General features: G+C 68.6%; 17 protein-coding genes. 1 reads left to right on the top strand and 16 read right to left on the bottom strand.

What is annotated here, in order from left to right; all coding sequences use genetic code 11:
* Positions 1-203 precede the first annotated feature (203 nt).
* Positions 204-1,865, top strand: coding sequence for an energy-dependent translational throttle protein EttA (ettA, locus tag ACORQU_RS11200; RefSeq protein ID WP_491641255.1), 1,662 nt, complete (start codon positions 204-206; stop codon positions 1,863-1,865).
* 182 nt (positions 1,866-2,047) lie between these two features.
* On the opposite strand, the gene ACORQU_RS11195 is transcribed toward ettA, so the two are convergent.
* Genes ACORQU_RS11195 through xpsF form a run of 16 tightly spaced genes read right to left on the bottom strand, consistent with a single transcriptional unit; the run spans position 2,048 to position 16,227 of the window.
* Positions 2,048-2,560 carry a DUF2501 domain-containing protein gene (locus ACORQU_RS11195; protein WP_491641253.1) on the bottom strand — a complete coding sequence of 171 codons (513 nt, stop codon included), beginning with the start codon at positions 2,558-2,560 and terminating at the stop codon, positions 2,048-2,050.
* Positions 2,561-2,590: 30 nt separating this feature from the next.
* On the bottom strand, positions 2,591-3,739 hold the full coding sequence (locus tag ACORQU_RS11190) for an erythromycin esterase family protein (RefSeq protein ID WP_491641252.1): 1,149 nt from the start codon (positions 3,737-3,739) through the stop codon (positions 2,591-2,593).
* 60 nt (positions 3,740-3,799) lie between these two features.
* Positions 3,800-4,327: a peptide deformylase gene (gene def, locus ACORQU_RS11185; RefSeq protein WP_491641251.1), complete on the bottom strand. Its 528-nt coding sequence runs from the start codon at positions 4,325-4,327 to the stop codon at positions 3,800-3,802.
* Positions 4,324-5,511, bottom strand: coding sequence for a nicotinate phosphoribosyltransferase (gene pncB / locus ACORQU_RS11180; protein ID WP_491641249.1), 1,188 nt, complete (start codon positions 5,509-5,511; stop codon positions 4,324-4,326). Before pncB ends, def begins: the two co-directional genes overlap by 4 nt.
* A 23-nt stretch (positions 5,512-5,534) precedes the next feature.
* On the bottom strand, positions 5,535-6,410 hold the full coding sequence (locus tag ACORQU_RS11175) for a glycosyltransferase (protein WP_491641248.1): 876 nt from the start codon (positions 6,408-6,410) through the stop codon (positions 5,535-5,537).
* The gene (locus tag ACORQU_RS11170; RefSeq protein WP_491641247.1) at positions 6,367-7,209 is read right to left on the bottom strand and encodes a glycosyltransferase family 2 protein; all 843 of its coding nucleotides are present in this window, start codon (positions 7,207-7,209) and stop codon (positions 6,367-6,369) included. The genes ACORQU_RS11175 and ACORQU_RS11170 overlap by 44 nt, the downstream gene beginning before the upstream one ends.
* Positions 7,206-9,488: a type II secretion system secretin GspD gene (gene gspD, locus ACORQU_RS11165; protein WP_491641246.1), complete on the bottom strand. Its 2,283-nt coding sequence runs from the start codon at positions 9,486-9,488 to the stop codon at positions 7,206-7,208. Before gspD ends, ACORQU_RS11170 begins: the two co-directional genes overlap by 4 nt.
* A 9-nt stretch (positions 9,489-9,497) precedes the next feature.
* Entirely contained in the window at positions 9,498-10,319 is an 822-nt protein-coding gene (locus ACORQU_RS11160; RefSeq protein WP_491641244.1) for a type II secretion system protein, XpsN-like, read from the bottom strand.
* On the bottom strand, positions 10,309-10,941 hold the full coding sequence (gspM, locus tag ACORQU_RS11155) for a type II secretion system protein GspM (RefSeq protein ID WP_491641242.1): 633 nt from the start codon (positions 10,939-10,941) through the stop codon (positions 10,309-10,311). The genes ACORQU_RS11160 and gspM overlap by 11 nt, the downstream gene beginning before the upstream one ends.
* A complete protein-coding gene (locus ACORQU_RS11150) occupies positions 10,931-12,064 on the bottom strand; it encodes a PilN domain-containing protein (protein WP_491641240.1) in 1,134 nt (377 codons plus the stop codon). The genes gspM and ACORQU_RS11150 overlap by 11 nt, the downstream gene beginning before the upstream one ends.
* Positions 12,061-12,933: a type II secretion system minor pseudopilin gene (locus tag ACORQU_RS11145; RefSeq protein WP_491641239.1), complete on the bottom strand. Its 873-nt coding sequence runs from the start codon at positions 12,931-12,933 to the stop codon at positions 12,061-12,063. Before ACORQU_RS11145 ends, ACORQU_RS11150 begins: the two co-directional genes overlap by 4 nt.
* Complete coding sequence (locus ACORQU_RS11140; RefSeq protein WP_491641238.1) at positions 12,930-13,577, bottom strand: type II secretion system protein J; 648 nt, start codon at positions 13,575-13,577, stop codon at positions 12,930-12,932. Before ACORQU_RS11140 ends, ACORQU_RS11145 begins: the two co-directional genes overlap by 4 nt.
* On the bottom strand, positions 13,574-13,993 hold the full coding sequence (xpsI, locus tag ACORQU_RS11135; protein WP_491645072.1) for a type II secretion system protein XpsI: 420 nt from the start codon (positions 13,991-13,993) through the stop codon (positions 13,574-13,576). The genes ACORQU_RS11140 and xpsI overlap by 4 nt, the downstream gene beginning before the upstream one ends.
* A gap of 44 nt (positions 13,994-14,037) precedes the next feature.
* Positions 14,038-14,499, bottom strand: a complete 462-nt coding sequence (xpsH, locus tag ACORQU_RS11130) for a type II secretion system protein XpsH (protein ID WP_491641236.1) — start codon at positions 14,497-14,499, stop codon at positions 14,038-14,040.
* A gap of 21 nt (positions 14,500-14,520) precedes the next feature.
* Positions 14,521-14,958, bottom strand: coding sequence for a type II secretion system major pseudopilin GspG (gspG, locus tag ACORQU_RS11125; RefSeq protein WP_271647252.1), 438 nt, complete (start codon positions 14,956-14,958; stop codon positions 14,521-14,523).
* Positions 14,959-15,009: 51 nt separating this feature from the next.
* A complete protein-coding gene (gene xpsF, locus ACORQU_RS11120; RefSeq protein WP_491641235.1) occupies positions 15,010-16,227 on the bottom strand; it encodes a type II secretion system protein XpsF in 1,218 nt (405 codons plus the stop codon).
* Between the last annotated feature and the right edge of the window lie 75 nt (positions 16,228-16,302).

Below are 16,302 nucleotides of genomic sequence, written 5' to 3'. Positions count from 1 at the left end.
GATGAGCCGCGCCGGTGAACGCAAACTGGCTGGAAACGTTTCAGAACGTTGCCGTTAATCATGCCCAATACCGCCTGTTCAGGTTGGCGTCCGCCGCGGTGCGGGATGCATGAGCGGCTATAATGCGCGGTCCCTTTCCATCGCCCCACCTCGCCTGCCTGACATGGCGCGGGTGGCTGGCTGCGTCCTACGCCGGAGATCGCATGTCGCAATACATCTACACCATGAACCGCGTCAGCAAGGTGGTCCCGCCCAAGCGGCAGATCATCAAGGACATCTCGCTGAGCTTCTATCCGGGCGCCAAGATCGGCCTGCTGGGCCTGAACGGCGCGGGCAAGTCGACGGTGCTGAAGATCATGGCCGGCGTGGACACCGACTTCGAGGGCGAGGCCCGCCCGCAGCCGGGCATCAAGGTCGGCTATCTGGCCCAGGAGCCCGAACTCAACCCCGAGCACACCGTGCGCGAGGCCGTGGAAGAAGGCGTCGGCGAGGTCCTGCAGGCCCAGGCCGCCCTGGACAAGGTCTACGCCGCCTACGCCGAGGAAGGCGCCGATTTCGATGCGCTGGCCAAGGAGCAGGAGCGCCTGGAGGCGATCCTGGCCGCGGGCGACGCCGCGACGCTGGAGCAGCAGCTGGACATCGCCGCCGACGCGCTGCGCCTGCCGCCGTGGGAGGCCATCGTCGGCAAGCTCTCCGGCGGTGAGAAGCGCCGCGTCGCCCTGTGCCGCCTGCTGCTGCAGAAGCCGGACATGCTGCTGCTCGACGAACCGACCAACCACCTGGATGCCGAGTCGGTGGAGTGGCTGGAGCAGTTCCTGGCCCGCTACACCGGCACCGTGGTGGCGGTCACCCATGACCGCTACTTCCTGGACAACGCCGCCGAGTGGATCCTGGAACTGGACCGTGGCCGCGGCATCCCGTGGAAGGGCAACTACACCGAGTGGCTGACCCAGAAGGACGAGCGCCTCAAGCAGGAAGACAACCAGGAAAAGGCCCGTCAGAAGGCGATCCAGAAAGAGCTGGAGTGGTCGCGCCAGAACGCCAAGGGCGGCCGCACCAAGGGCAAGGCCCGCCTGGCCCGCCTGGAAGAGCTGCAGTCGGTCGACTACCAGAAGCGCAACGAGACCAATGAAATCTTCATCCCGCCCGGCGAGCGCCTGGGCAACGCGGTGATGGAGTTCAAGAACGTCACCAAGAGCTTCGGCGACCGGGTGCTGTTCGAGGACCTGAACTTCCTGGTCCCCGGTGGCGCCATCGTCGGCATCATCGGCCCCAACGGCGCCGGTAAGTCGACGCTGTTCAAGATGATCACCGGACAGGAGAAGCCGGACTCGGGCGAGATCGTGGTCGGCCCGACCGTGCAGCTGTCCTACGTGGACCAGAGCCGCGACAAACTGGAAGGCAATCACAACGTCTTCCAGGAGATTTCAGGCGGGCTGGACATCCTCAACATCAACGGCATCGAGATCCAGTCGCGCGCCTACATCGGCCGCTTCAACTTCAAGGGCCAGGACCAGCAGAAGATGGTCGGCTCGCTGTCTGGTGGTGAACGCGGCCGCCTGCACATGGCCAAGACCCTGCTGCAGGGCGGCAACGTGCTGCTGCTCGACGAGCCGTCCAACGACCTGGACATCGAGACCCTGCGCGCGCTGGAAGACGCGCTGCTGGAGTTCCCGGGCAACACCTTCGTGATCAGCCATGACCGCTGGTTCCTGGACCGCATCGCCACCCACATCCTCGCCTTCGAGGGCGACTCGCACGTGGAGTTCTTCCAGGGCAACTACCGAGAGTACGAGGAAGACAAGAAGCGTCGCCTCGGCGATGACGCCGGTCCCAAGCGTCTGCGCTACAAGGCGTTGAAGTAAGGCGCGCATCGCGCGCCTTGGCTCCGGCCTGAGGCCACTTCACAGCCTCGACCTTGCCGGATCCGACGGAGGCATGCCTCCGTCATCCCCGCGCAAGCGGGGATCCAGTGAACTTCTTCGACGTTTGAAAAACAAAAAGCCCCGCATTCGCGGGGCTTTTTCATTCCACTGACCGCGCCAGATCAAACCAGCTTGGTCGCGTTGTCCAGCACGTAGTCGCAGGCCTTGTCCTTGAGCTTGCCGGACACCGAGTCCAGGTTGAAGGACTTGCCGCCGTCGCCTTTGAGCAGGCCCATCACCCCGCTGTTGTAGTCGCTCGACTGCTCGGCCTGCTGTGGCGTGCCCAGCCCGTACTTGGACATCAGCTTGTCCTTGACCGAACTGACCGCATCGGCGCTGAGGTATTTGCGCTGCACGCAATACTGCAAGACACCAGCCGCATTGCCGGCCGTGTTGCGGCTGATCGCCGGCATCGACAGGCCACCGAGCGCGCCCAGCCCGCCCGTGCTCTGGCTGCTCATCTGGGTCGAACTGCTGTCCTTCTGCTTCAGCAGATCCTTGAAGCTCTGCGCCGAGGCACTCGAACACAGCACCAGGGACGCCGCCATCAGCAGGGCCCGCATCGGCCTCCTCAACGTCTTCATGTCATCCACCTCGATGCCTTCGGGGAACACCAGCCTAGCAAGGTTCGTCAAAGCAGCTCCCGGCGCGTCCGACATCCAGACTCAGGGGGCAGTAAGCGGCATCACCGGCGCCTCACGACGCAGGACGACAAGGCCGTCGAGCGCCTGAGACCAGTCTCGCCGCTCGAACGCTTCATAATCCAGCGCGCGGGCCGGCCTAGGCCCGGCCAGTTGCAGCGCCGCTCGATCCAGAAACCAGAGGTCATCGGATGACTGCGCGGCGGCGTGCGCCTCCAGTGAGTCAGGCGCCGCGTTGACCAGCGTCTTGGTGTCCTTTCCGGGCTGGCGGCCATACTCGCCTTCCAGCGCCGAAAACCCCACCGAGGCCATGCGATCGCCAAGCTCACGATGGACATACACGCCTGTCGGGATACGCCGCCCAAGAAGGGTCTTGGCCGCATGGACAGTGGCGCACCAGACGATCGCCTTGTGGTGGCCACGCCTGCGATGCCACGACAGCAATTGGTACATGCCTTCGTCACGAATGTTGGTCTGTTGCACCGGATCCTGCTGCGCCTGCTGAAGGGCGACCCGTGACCAGGCGCGCCCCATTTCCGTCACCTCGTCGTCCCGGTCGCTTCGCTGCGCAAGCGTCTTGCGGATCTGTTCGGTGCAGGCATCAAGCCGCGCCTGCTCGGCATCATCCAAAGGATGTGCATCGTCATAGGTCCACCGCGCATTGCGGTCGATCGACGCCTTGCAGGCCTCACGCTGCTGCGGCGGCACGAAATCGGCAAGCGTGTTGCCAAGCACCGCCTGGGTCCAGTAGCCACTCGCGCTTGCAGATTGCGGGTCAATTCCGGAGACCTCAAGCTTTCTGCTTCGCGCCGCGTCGAATGCCCAATCCAGCATCGGCTGCATCTGCGCGAAATCCGACCAAATCCCGCCGACAGCATCGGCAAGCTGTTGCCGCGTCGCCCGACCAGCAGCCAGCGCCTGGTTGAACCCGACGAATTCATCGAAGCTGCTCTCGAACAGCAATTCATCGAACCCGCAGCGTTCGACGAGCGCCTGCACCAAGGCAGCTTTTACTTGCATGGTTCGCCCACTTCCGTGATGTCCATCCTCGCCCAGCAGGATCACATCACGCGCGCACAAGTCATCCGCGATACGGCTGACCTGTGCCATGTCCGCCTCAGAGAGCTCCATGACCATCTTCTGCGCCGCCACGGCCTGGGACAGGCCGCTCATTGCAAGCATCAACGCCAAGATCCATCTGCAACCTGATCGCCGTCCTGGCATGTACATGCGTCAATCCTCTCTTTGCAGTGTCGGAAACAGCACGTCGGTGAAGCCGAACGTGCTGAAGTCCTTGATTCGAGACGGATACAGGATGCCGTCCAGGTGATCGACCTCGTGCTGGACCACGCGCGCGTGGAAGCCTTCGGCGACCTGGTCCACGCGCTGGCCTTCGGCATTCCAGCCGGTGTAGCGGATGCGCCGGTAACGTGGGATCACCGCGCGCAGGCCGGGGATGGACAGGCAGCCTTCCCAGCCGTCCTCCAGTTCCTCGGACAGCGGTTCGATCACCGGGTTGAACAGCGCCGTGCGCGGCACGGCCGGCGCATCTGGGTAGCGCGCGCTGCGGTCGAAGCCGAACACGATCACCCGCTTGCTCACCGCCACCTGCGGTGCGGCCAGGCCGACGCCAGCGGCGCCTTCCATGGTCTGGAACATATCCTCGACCAAGTCGCGCAGCTCGCCGGTGGCGAAGTGTTCGACCGGCTCGGCCTGGGCCAGCAGCACCGGCTCTCCCATGCGAACGATGGTGCGGATCATGCGGTCTCCTTCTCGGGCGGCAGCCCGAACACCTGGCGCAGATAGCGCACGTAGCCCGGATCGTCGCACATGCTCTTGCCCGGCGAGTCGGACAGCTTGGCCACCGGCTGGCCGTTGCAGCGGGTCATCTTGATGACAATGTTCAGCGCCTTGGGGCCCAGGTCATTGGTCAGGTTGGTGCCGATGCCGAAGGCCAGCCGGCAGCGCCCGTTGAAGTGCGCATACAGCTGGGCGACCCGCTCCACATCCAGCCCGTCGCTGAAGACCAGGATCTTGGCGCGCGGGTCGGTGCGATTGGCCTGCAGGTGCGCCAGCATGCGCTCGCCCCAGGCGAACGGATCGCCCGAGTCATGGCGCATGCCGTCGAAGAGCTTGCAGAAATACAGATCGTAATCGCGCAGGAAGGCATCGGTGCCGACCACATCGCTGAGCGCGATGCCCAGGTCGCCGCGGTATTCGCGCGCCCAGGCTTCCAGCGCCGCGCCCTGCGAATCGCGCAGGCGCGGGCCGAGCGCCTGGAATGCCTGCAACCACTCGTGGGCCATCGTGCCCAACGGGGTCATGCCGTACAGCCGCGCCAGGTGCACGTTGCTGGTGCCGACAAACTGCGCGCCCAGCCCATCGCGCAGCTGCGGCAGCATGCGCGCATGCCAGGCGTGGGAGTAGCGGCGCCGGGTCCCGTAATCGGCAATCGCGCAGCCGGTCCCATCGGGGATCGCACGCAGGCGCTCGATCTTGGCGTGCAGGCGACGTTCGCCCTCTTCCAGACTGCCCTGCCCCAAGGCGTCGAAGTAGACCTCGTTGATGATCGCCAGCAGCGGCACCTCGAACAGGATCGTGTGCAGCCACGGCCCCTCGATTTCCAGTTCGATCTCCCCCGGCGCTTCGCTCGAGGCTTTCAGCGAGACGTACTTGCGGTCGAAGTGGAACAACCCCAGGAAGTCGACGAAATCCGGCTTGATGAAGCGCAAGGTGCGCAGGTAATCCAGTTCCTCGGCGGTGAAGCGCAGCGTGCACAGCGCATCGATCTCCTCGGAAATGCGCGGCAGGTGCGCGGCCAGGTCGATCCCCGGCGTGCGGCACTTGAAGCGGTACTGCACCTGTGCGGCCGGGTAGTGATGCAGCACCGCCTGCATCATCGTGAACTTGTACAGGTCGGTGTCGAGCAGCGAGGGAATGATCATGCGCGCATTATGCGCGCCCGCATTCAGCCAGCCAGCCGACGCCCGGCCGCCAGCGCGAAGTGCGTCCAGATCGCCATCCACACCCCGGCCTGCATCAGCGCGCCCCGGCGTGGGGCCTCGAAACGCTGGAAATACCGCCACAGCCCGCGATGCTTGTGCCACTCCACGAACAGCGGCCGCGAACGGCTGGACACCCCGCGGATATGCAGCACGCACACATCGTTGGCGATCGCCACGCGTGCGCGGGCAATGCGGATACGACGGCACAGGTCCAGGTCCTCGGCATGCAGCCGATAGCCCGGATCGAATCCACCCACGTGCTCGAACAGCGCGCGCGAGACGAACATCAGCGCACCGGACACCGCGTCGACATCCTGCACGACCGCGCCTGCCTGGGCATCCACCGCAAGTTGCCCACCGCTTCCCGGCGCAAGCAGCATGGCGCCGAAGTCCGGATCGCGACGGCGCGCGGCCGGATCGTGTGCGCCCTGTTCGTCGACCAGGTCAACGCCCAGCAACACCGGGGCGTGCGCCTGTGCATGGGCGCGCAGACGGACCAGGGTGTCGGCCTCGACCATCAGGTCGGGGTTGACGAAGGCCAGCCAGGGCGCGGTGGAATCGCCCGCGCCCTGGTTGCAGCCCACCGAGAAGCCGGGGTTGTCCGGATTGCCGATGAAGCGCACGCGTGCATCGCGCGCGGCGTGGCGCTGGACCAGTTCCAGGGTGCCGTCCTCGGAGGCGTTGTCCACCACCCGGATCTGGGTCACCCCCTCGGCCGTACGCAGACGCGACAGGCACGCATCGATGGTCGATGCGCTCTGGTAGGTCACCACGATGGCGGCGATGCCGCCGGCTTCAGCCGAAGAGCTCACGTTGCGGTTCCGGCCCGAGCTGGGCATGGCTGTCGGCCAGGCGTTCGCGGGCGTCGTGCAGGGGGTCATTCATCAGGAACTGGGCCAGGCGCGCGTTCCAGGCAGGCCAGCGCGCGGCCAGCGCATCCAGGTCGCCTTCGCCCGGACCGCCCTCGCCGCCCCGGGCCACGAACGCGGTCTCGCACAGCACGTTGCGCCAGCCCAGCCCGGACAGGCGCAGGGACAGGTCGATCAGGGCCGCGTACCAGGTGCGATAGCTGTGCAGGTCCAGCCCTCCGGCCTTAGCGCGGGCACGGCCGCGCAGCGCCACGGCGTGGCTGACCGCGGCGGGCAGTTCGGGATAGGTTGCGGCCATGGCGGCGCAGGCCTGCGCCATGCGCTGCGGATCGCCCGGCGGCGCGGAGACCTCGCCCAGTCGGGGCCAGGCCGCCGCTTCGCCGGCGTTGCACCACGGGGTGACACTGGCGATGGCGGCATCGTTGGCCAGGCAGGCGGACAGCTGGTTGAGCCAGCCCGGCACGGGCTGCGCATCGGGCGCCAGCACCGCCACGTCCAGGCCCTGACAGGCGGCCAGCATCTCGTCCAAGTGCGCCACCTCGCCCAGCGGCTGCGGGCGCCGGGTGTAGTCGGCCTTGAGCCGGGTGCGGGTCAGCCAACGCTGGATGAGCGCCACGCCGCGCGGACCGGCCTGTGCGTCGTCGGCCAGCCAGACCTGGGTGCCGGCCGGCGTCCCCGCCTCCAGCGCCCCCAGGCAGGCATCGAGCGCATCGTCATCCACCCCGACGGGCAGCAGCACGACCGGCAGCGGGGGGCCAGCCGGGCTCACTTGTCCTTCGGCGCGTGCAGCGGTTCCATGGCGCGGAACCGCTGGCTGTATTCGTCGGTGAGGTCGCGTGATTCCTGCGGGTTGCGCACGATGGTCGGGGTCAGCAACACGATGACTTCGTTGCGCGTGGTGTCCTGGGTCTTCTGGCCAAACAGCGCGCCAACCACCGGCAGGCGGCTCAGGAACGGTATGCCGGAGCTGCCATCGTTGACTTGGTCGTTGATCAAGCCAGCCAGGACGATGGTGTCCCCGCTCTGGATGGCCGCCTCGGTCTTGACGAAGCGCGTGTTGATCGGCGGATTGCAGTTGCTGGTTGTCGGATCGCAGCCCGCGGGCGTGGCGCCCGGCGTACTGACTTCCTGCGCGATCTCCATGAACACCGTGCCGTCCTTGGTCACGCGTGGGCGCACGTTGAGGATCACGCCGGTGTCCATGTACTGGACCGAGCTGTAGGTGTTGTCGGTGCCAAGCCCGGTATTGACCGAGTACGTATTGATCGGGATCTGCTGACCGACCTTGAGCTGGGCCAGGGCGTTGTTGCGCACGAACACCGAGGGGCTCTGCAGGATGCGCACGTTGGTGACCTTGTCCAGGGCGCTGATCACCGCGGCGGCGTTCTTGCCCAGGAAGGTCCAGCCCAGGCCGGTGCTGCCGGTGATGCTGCCGCTGAGGTCGCCCCAGATGTTGCGCCCGGCGGCGCTGGGCAAGTTTGCGCCGTTGCCGATCGCGCTAGTGGCGCCGGTCAGCGGCGCATTGACCGCCTGCTCGAAATACCAGTTGACGCCGTAGCTGAGCTGGCCGGTGAGATTGACCTCCGCGACCTGGGCCTCGATGTGCACCTGCATGGGCATGACATCGAGCTTCTCGATCACGTCCTTGATCGAACGCCACGCCGTGCCGCTGGCGCGCACCAGCAGGGAGTTGGTCTCCTCCACCGCCGCTACGCCGACCTTGGCACCTTCCACCTCCAGGGTGACGCTGCCGTTGCCTTCCTGGCGTTGACCCAGATCCAGGCTGGCGCCACCACTCCCCATTGCGCCATTGCTGCTGGAATCACTGCTGCCCGAGGACAGGCTGCTGCTGGAATTGAATGAACTGCTGCTGGAACCATTCCCCCTGACCAGGCCGGTGCTGTCGGCGCCGAAGGGACTGGAGCTCAGTGCGCCGCCCACGCTGCCCGGCACCAGCGAGGTATCGGAAGTGCGTGATCCATTGCCGCCACCGGCACCGAAGACCTCGGCCAGGCGCTGGGCCAGGTCGCGCGCCTTGATGTATTTGAGGTCGTAGGAGAACAGCCGCGGCTGGTCGCCGGCGCTATCGATGCGGTCCAGCCAGTCATGGATCTGGTCGAGGTAGGCCGCCTGCGGGGTGATGACCATCACCGCGTTGGCCCCTTCCAGCGGCATGAAGCGGAACATGCCAGCGCTAGGCGACTTGCTGTCGGCGCCGAAGACTTTCTCCAGGTCGGACACGACCTTGCTGGCCTGTCCGGTTTCCAGCGGGAACACGCCCACCGACATGCCCGACAGCCAGTCCACGTCGAAGATCTGGATGGTGCGCAGGTAGTTCTCCAGCTCGCTGCGGGTGCCGGAGATGGTGATGATGTTGCGGGTCGGGTCGGTGGCCACGACCGCATCGGGCCGGGCGTAGGGCTCGAGGATCTTCTTCATCTCCTCCGCGCCCACGTAGCGCAGCGGCACCACGCGCACCTCGTAGCCGCGCGCGTTGGTGGCCCCGCCCGAGCGCGGCGCCACGGTGCCGCCCAGGGCCTGGTCGGCCGGCACGATGTTGTAGCGCCCGTCGGCATAGACCATGCGCGCGTTGTTCCAGCTCAGCACCTGCTCCAGCAGCGACAGCGCCTGGGCCGGCGAGACCGCGCGCGGGGTGGCCAGGGTCACCGTGCCCTGCACGCCCGGGGCGATGACGTAGTTCTGCCCCAGCATGTCGCCCAAGATGGCCTTGACCACCGCCTGCAGCGACTCGCCCTCGAAGTTGAACGTCGCGCTGCCGCTGGTCGCCCCCGACAGCGCAGGTGGCGGCGCCGCGGCGGCGCTGCGGTTGATGACCTGGCCGTTGCCGCGATGGATCTGCGCTTGCGGCCCGGTCTCGGGCGGCTCGGCCGATGCCAATGGCTGGGTCTGCGCGCCTTGCGCGGAGGTTCCGGCCGCGGCCTCGGGATTGGCGGCATTGCCCTGCCGCTGGACCGTGGGCACGGGCGCGGTCGCGCAGCCGGCCAGCAGGCCGAGCAGAAGGCTGAGGAAAACGGAACGTGACGTCATGTCATCTCTCTACTTGTTCGTTCCCGGCGCACCGGAATTCTGTTGTTCGCGCATCTGCCGGCGCCGCGCTTCGATGCGCTCGCGGATGGCCTGCATCTGCTGTTCGGTGGTCAGGGGCGACTGCGCCGGTTCGGCAGGCTCGGCGGCGTCCGCCGATGCCGGTGCACCGCGTCCCTGGGTGTCCGAAGGCGATGGACGATCCGGTGGTGGCTTCTTGTCGTCTTGATCGACCGGACGTCCCTGTGCGATCACCTGCGCAGGCGGGGTGCCCGGACGCCGCGCACCAGCCCCAGAAGACAACGCCGTCGGCGGCTGCCCGCCCTTGCCGTCGAAGACCCGCAGCTCCAGCGTGCGCGGACCGTCCGGGCCATCGAACACGGCCTGCCGTGGCGACAGCTCGGACAGGTGCCAGCCCGGGGTGGCCGGCGGCGCATCGCCCAGCTTGACCCGCACGGACGCGGCCTGACCGTTGTCGCCGGGCGACTGCAGGATGGCCATGCGCAGCTGCGGGGTGATCAGCACGCTGGTCAGCACGTAGTCGAAGCCCTGCTCGGTCGCCTCGGCGCCCTGCCCGTCCAGGTAGAACGGATGCGGCTGGCGATCGGCGGCAAACACTGGCCGCTCGCTGATCTGCGCGTACTGGTCCAGCGGCCCCAGGCGCTCGGGGACCGGCGCGGGAACGCTGGGCAGGGCCTGCACCAGTCCGGGATCGTCAGGCAGGGGCACGATACGGCTGCCCATGCCGGCCAGCGCCAACCCCCAGGCCAGCAGGGCCCAGGCAGCCACCGCCATCAGCAGCCAGGTGCGCGCGCCCAGGGCCTCAGCGCGCACGGGCACCTCCCGCTGTCGGGAGCGCTGGGGTGGGCCGCAGGTAACCGGACAGGTCGAAACTTACGTTCAATCCGTTGCCCTGGTCCTGGTCGCGGTTGGCCGCGCGGAAATTGAAGCTCTGCGCCAGGATGTTGAGGTTGTCCACGAACAGACGTGGGCTGCCGGACTCCAGCGCGTGCAGCACCGCGGCGGTCTCCGGCACGCCGCAGCGCAGGGTGACCTGCACGGTGACCCGGGCGAAGCGCTGCTTGCCGGACTGTGGCAGTGGCGAGCGGTTGGTGATGGCACAGCTGCGATTGCCCGGGCTGGCCTGCGAGACCACGGTCTCCAGACGCTGGGTGAGTGCGGCGGTGGCCAGTTCGGCCGAAGCCTCCGGCAGGAAGCCCGGGCGATTGCCCAGCGCCGCGCGCGCGGCGGCGAGCTGGCGCTCGATCTGCGGCTGCTGCTGCAGCTGGGTGCGCACGCGCAGCTCGCGCAGGCGTGATTCCTGGATGCGCGTATCGGCCTGGCGCATCGGCACGGTCCACCACGGGTGCACCAGCAACAGATAGGCCAGGGCCAGCGCGGCCAGCAACAGGCCCAGCGCCAGCCAGCGGTCCTGCTGCGCCGACCTAGCGGCCATCGGCGGCACCTCGCGGGGCTGCGGACGGTGCGGGCGCGCCGACCAGCTGGGCGGTCAGGCTGAAGCGGTCCAGGCGCGTGCGGCGATCCATCTGCAGTGCACCGGTCAGCGCCGGCGACTTCCACAACCGGGAAGCCTCCAGCTGTTTGACCAGCCCAGGCGCCTCGGGGCTGAGCCCGATCAGCAGCAGGCGGTCGCCTTCGATGGAGACCTTCTCCAGGTAGGTGTTGTCCGGCAGCAGGCGTGTGAGTTCGTCGAGCACCTCGACCGTGGTCGGGCGCGCGGCGCGCTGCTGCTGCAGGAAGCGGGCCCCTTCCACCAGGTCGACCAACTGCTGGCGCTCGGTGGCCACGCCGCGCGCCTGCGCGGCGCTACGCTCGACCTGGGCGGCGAAGGCATCGGCCGCCGCGCGCCGGTTGGCCAGGACCTGCCAGCCGGCAAAGCACAGGGCCAGCACCGCGACCGTAGCGGCCAGCAGGTTCCAGCTGCGGGCGGGACTGACGCGGCGGGTGCGCTGCGCCGGCGGCAACAGGTTCACACCCAGCGGCTGGCCGCCGGCGTCGGCCACGTCCAGCCCGGCCAGGCCGGTGGCCACCGGACCGAGTTCCTGCAGTGCACGGTCCACGCCCTGACGGCGCACGACGACCAGTTCGGCTTCGATCTGACCATCGCCGCGGCGCCCGGTGACGCGCGCGTCGTAATACACCGCCTCGGCGGTGAACGGGGTCTGCCGATCGATCTCGAAGCCGACCACCTCACGCAGACGCTCGGAGGCGGCCGCCGGCAGCAGCAGCGGGCGCCGCAGCACCTGCACCGACGGCAGCAGGCCCCAGCGCGGCAACCCGACCAGGCGGGCATCGAGCACGGCATCAAGCGCGGCGGCCTCCAACGGCAGCGGCAACTCGGCCAGCGTTCCCAGCCCGTCCGGACCGGCGCGCAGCAGCTGTACCTGGCCCTCGCCCGGCACCAGCAGCAGGCGTTCGCGATCCAGTCCCAGCAGGGCGCGCCAGCGCGGGGTGAGCCAACTGGCCAACGCGTCGCGCCACCAGGCGAGGAAGCGGCCCGCGGCGCCCACGGAACGTCCAAGGCCCGGCCGCATCGCCGTGCCCGCGCGTGTCGTCATCGGGGTTCCCAACCTTCCTCCCAGTGCAGCGTCGTATACATGGCGCCCGGTGTCGGGCCGCCCCCCGCGCGCACCACGGCCCGCAACACCGCCTGGCGGCCATCGGGGAGCGTGGCGCGACTCTCGATACTATACGTTCCGGTGCCCTGACCCACGTCCGCCTGCGCCGGAACCGTGCCATCGCGCTGGGCCTGCATCAAATTGGGATCGATGCCCAAAGCCACCAGCACCGGTCCCTGCGCATAGGTCGCGTCGGGCCGGTTGCGGCCGCTGTACAGGGTGAGATACGGCGCCACCTTGGCGTACAGCGCCGGGCTCCAGCCCAGCACCTGCTCGACCTCGGCCACTGACTCGAACGGCGCATCCTTGGCCCCGTACGGTCGCCCGGCCGCAGCGTAGTCCGCGTCCTCGGCGCCCCCGCCGGGCTGGGTCAAGGCGTCACTGTCGCGCCAGTCCAGCACGGCCGCCGCCAGCTGCCCGGCCTGCGCGTCGTCCACGCCTACCGCGCGCAGCAGACCGGCCAGGGTCTGCGCATCTGCCTGGTTGAGGTCGACCTTGCCAGTCTCGTCCACCAGCCGGATCTGCAGCTGGCTGTTGCCGTAGCGCCAGGCATAGGCGCGTCCGTCCGGCAGCCAGCGGGTGCGCGGATCGGGGTCGGCCACCCGCAGCAGTGCGTATTCCAGCCCGGCGCGCGCGACCTGCTGGGCCACGCTGCCTTCGGCCTGGACCCGGCCCTGCAACGACTCTACCCGCGCGGTCAGGGCGAAGGCGCCGATCAGCGCCGTGAGCAGGGCGATCAACCAGACCACCAAGAGCAACGCGACGCCCCGCTGCCGGCGCGCAAGCCGGGGTTCACGCCGCCGGGTCATGGCGTGGCCTCGTGGCTGGCGCCGCTGCCCTGGGCCAGGGTGACCACCATGTCCGGCCAGTGCAGGCCGTCGTCGGCTTCGATCTGGATGGCGACCTGTACGGGCAGCGATTCGACCTGGGTCCAGGCGTCCTGCCACGGGCCCAGCCCGCCCCCCTCGGCCAGGCCGCGATAGCGGAAGCGCACTTGCCTCAGGTGGTCGGCCAACAGCTCCGGCGGCCGCGGCGGGCCGGGTTCCTCGATCACCTGGCCAGCCTGCACCATCGCCAGCCCCACCTGCAGGCGGGTGCCGTCGTCAACCACCTGCACATCGTGCAGGTAAGGGCCGCCCCGCCCCAGGTAATCGGGAATGTCCGAGACGAATCGCATCCGGTCCGGCGCACCTTCGAACCGGCTGGCGGTGCCTTGCTGCGGATCCAGCGCGAAGGCGATCACCTGGGCCGAGGCCAGGCGGGCACGCAGGAAGCCTTCGACGGCGCGGATGCGCTCGTTGCGCGCCGCGGTCGCTTCGCCGCGATGGACCAGCGCGGTGGCCGAGCGCAGGGTCGCAAAGCCCACTGCCAACCCCAGCGCCAGCAGCAGCGTGGCCAGCAGGATCTCCATCAGGGTGAAGCCCGCCGCGCGGCGGCCACCGATGCGTCTCATGGCGCCACCCCGCCTGCGCCTTCCGGCGGCGCCAGACGCAGGCTGCGCCAGTCCATGCGCTCGCCCGGGCCATCGCCCCAGATCAGCACCAGGTGCAGCTCCAGCAGCCGGTTGGCGCCTGGATTGACCAGCCCGGTGGCCGGCAGCTGTGGATCGGTCCACGGCGCGATGTCCAGCTGCCAGTGATAGCGCCCCCCGTCCAGCTCGCCCTGGTCCTGGCCTGGCTGCAGCGGCCCGCCGACACCGACCTGGGCCAGCAGGGTCTGCGCATGCAGGGCCGCCCGCCCGGCGCGATCGGCGCGGTGGATCTGCCGCGCCGCGCCCGACAACGCCCCCAACAGCAACGTGAGCGCCAAGGCCAGCAGGCCGAAGGCCACGACCACCTCGATCAAGGTGAACCCGGACTGCGCACGCACAGCGTGCGCGGACATCCCACGCCTGCGCCAGGCCCGCCGCGCCATCACGGCGCGCTCCCCGGGGTGGTCACGCGCACCTCGCCGGTCAGCCAGGACACGGTGATCTTGCGAGTGACCTGCGCGGCGCGCAGCTCGACGCTGCCGCCGGTGGAGGCACCATCGGGATAGAACATGATCCCGCCTTCACCGGCCTGGGCACTGGCCTGGCGGGCCCCGTAGAAGCGGATGCCCAGCTGCTCGGGGATGCGTCCATTGCGTCGCCCCGGCCCGCTGTAGACGTGACCGCTGGGGTTGATCGCAAAGCGCTGCGGCCGGCCGCTGGCGATGGCCTGGGCGCGGGTATAGCGCAGCTGCGAGGCCACCTCCTTGGACGCCGCGCGCAGGCGGATGCCCTGCAGGCCGCCGGTCATCGCCACCGCGGTGAAGGTCCCGATCAGCGCGATCAAGGCGATGACCACCAGCACCTCGATCAGGGTGAAGCCCCGCGCGGGGCGGCGGCCGGACACGGGCCCGCGGCCGCGCATGGCTTAGTGCTGGTAGGCGATGTCGCCGTTGACGCTATCTCCGCCGGGCTGGCCATCCTTGCCCAGGCTGACCAGGTCGAACGGCGCGGCCTGCCCGGGCACGGTGTACTGGTAGGGATGGTTCCACGGATCCTTCAGCTCGCTTTCCTTGGCATACGGACCCAGCCAGCCGCCGGCGTCCCCGGGCGCGGTGACCAGATCGTTCAGCGATCCGGGTAGATGACCGGTGTCCATCTCGAACTGCTGGATCTTCTCGGCCACCGTCTGCACCTGCGCACGGGCGAGGTTGACCTTGGCGCGGTCGGCGTTGCCCAGGATGCGGCTGGCGGCGAAGGCGACGATGCCGCCGATCAGTATCACCACCACGATGATCTCCATCAGGGTGAAACCGCCCTGGGCGGCGCGCGAGGGCAAGCGGGTCAGCGAACGACGGTTGTGCATGTGCAGTCTTCCATTGCGTGGAGCGAATCGGGGGATGGTGGGCAGCACGCCCTAATTGATGGCACCGGCCAGATCGTACAGCGGCACCAGCACGGCGATGATGACCGCGCCCACCACCGCCGCCAGGACCAGGGTCACCGCCGGCACCAGCGCGGCGAGCATGCGGTCCATGGCCTGTGCGGTCTGCGCCTCGAAGGTATCGGCGGTCTTGAGCAACATCGTGTCCAGCGCGCCGGACTCCTCGCCCACCTGCATCATCTGCAGCGCCAGGCGCGGAAAGCGCTTGCCGACGCCCAGCGAGGTCGACAGCGCGCGACCGTTCTTGACCGCGTCGGCGGCGTTTTCCACGTCGCCGGCCAGGGCACGGTTGTTCATCACGTTGCGCGCGATGCCCAGCGCGCCCAGCAGCGGCACGCCGTTGCGCAGCAGCGTGCCCAGGGTGCGCGCCAAGCGGGCGGTTTCCAGCCGCGCGATCAGTGGCCCGACCAGCTTGCGCTGCAGGATCCACACATCGAAGCGTTCGCGAAAGGCCGCATCGCGGCGCTTGCGGTCGGCCCACAGCGCCAACACCGCCGGCACGGCCAACAGCAACAGCCACCAGCCGGCCACGAACTGGCCCAGCGCGAGCACCAGCTGGGTGAACCACGGCAGCTGCACGTCCAGGCTGTCGTACATCTGCGAAAACTGCGGCACCACGTAGCCCAGCAGGAACAGCATCGCCAGCCCGACCACCACCATCAGGATGGCCGGATAGATCAGCGCGTTGATGACCCGGCCCTTGAGCGCACGACTGCGCTCCAGGTAGTCGGCCAGCCGCTGCAGGGTGTCATGCAGGCTGCCGCCGGCCTCGCCGGCCCGGACCATGTTGATGTACAGCCGCGAGAAGGTGCCGTGCTGGCGCTCCAGCGCGGTGGACAGCGGCGCGCCGCCGCGCACCGCCTCGCGGATGTCGGCCACGGTGTTGCGCGCCTTGTCCTCGTCGGGCAGCTCCAGCAGGATCGTCAGCGCACGGTCCAACGGCTGGCCGGCGCCCAGCAACGTGGCCAGCTGCTGGGTGAACAGCACCAGGCGCTCGCCGCCGAAGGGATTGGGCTGGACCAGCAGCTTGAACGCGCCGAACCCACCGCCTTCCGAAGCCAGCCGGGCTTCGACGGGCAGATGGCCCTGCTCCTGCAGGCGCGCGACGACCTCGCCCTCGCTGGCGGCCTCCATCTGCGCTTCGAGGACTTCCCCGCGCGCGTTGAGCGCCTTGTAGCGGTAAAGCGGCATCAGTCTGAACTCGGGAAAGCGCAGCCGTCAGTCGTCATTCCCGCGCACACGGGGATGACGACTCCGGGCCTCACG

Source organism: Pseudoxanthomonas sp. JC1303 (genome assembly GCF_058448525.1).
The sequence above is the reverse complement of the archived record's forward strand: the minus strand, read 5'-3'. Positions and strand labels throughout refer to the sequence as shown.

Bases quoted from the DNA above. Each gene is read 5' to 3' on its own strand.
- ettA (WP_491641255.1), top strand. From the start codon at position 204: ATGTCGCAATACATCTACACCATGAACCGCGTCAGCAAGGTGGTCCCG.
- ACORQU_RS11190 (WP_491641252.1), bottom strand. From the start codon at position 3,739: ATGAGCGGCCTGTCCCAGGCCGTGGCGGCGCAGAAGATGGTCATGGAG.
- def (WP_491641251.1), bottom strand. From the start codon at position 4,327: ATGATCCGCACCATCGTTCGCATGGGAGAGCCGGTGCTGCTGGCCCAG.
- pncB (WP_491641249.1), bottom strand. From the start codon at position 5,511: ATGATCATTCCCTCGCTGCTCGACACCGACCTGTACAAGTTCACGATG.
- ACORQU_RS11175 (WP_491641248.1), bottom strand. From the start codon at position 6,410: ATGCCCAGCTCGGGCCGGAACCGCAACGTGAGCTCTTCGGCTGAAGCC.
- gspD (WP_491641246.1), bottom strand. From the start codon at position 9,488: ATGACGTCACGTTCCGTTTTCCTCAGCCTTCTGCTCGGCCTGCTGGCC.
- gspM (WP_491641242.1), bottom strand. From the start codon at position 10,941: ATGGCCGCTAGGTCGGCGCAGCAGGACCGCTGGCTGGCGCTGGGCCTG.
- ACORQU_RS11150 (WP_491641240.1), bottom strand. From the start codon at position 12,064: ATGACGACACGCGCGGGCACGGCGATGCGGCCGGGCCTTGGACGTTCC.
- ACORQU_RS11145 (WP_491641239.1), bottom strand. From the start codon at position 12,933: ATGACCCGGCGGCGTGAACCCCGGCTTGCGCGCCGGCAGCGGGGCGTC.
- ACORQU_RS11140 (WP_491641238.1), bottom strand. From the start codon at position 13,577: ATGAGACGCATCGGTGGCCGCCGCGCGGCGGGCTTCACCCTGATGGAG.
- gspG (WP_271647252.1), bottom strand. From the start codon at position 14,958: ATGCACAACCGTCGTTCGCTGACCCGCTTGCCCTCGCGCGCCGCCCAG.
- xpsF (WP_491641235.1), bottom strand. From the start codon at position 16,227: ATGCCGCTTTACCGCTACAAGGCGCTCAACGCGCGCGGGGAAGTCCTC.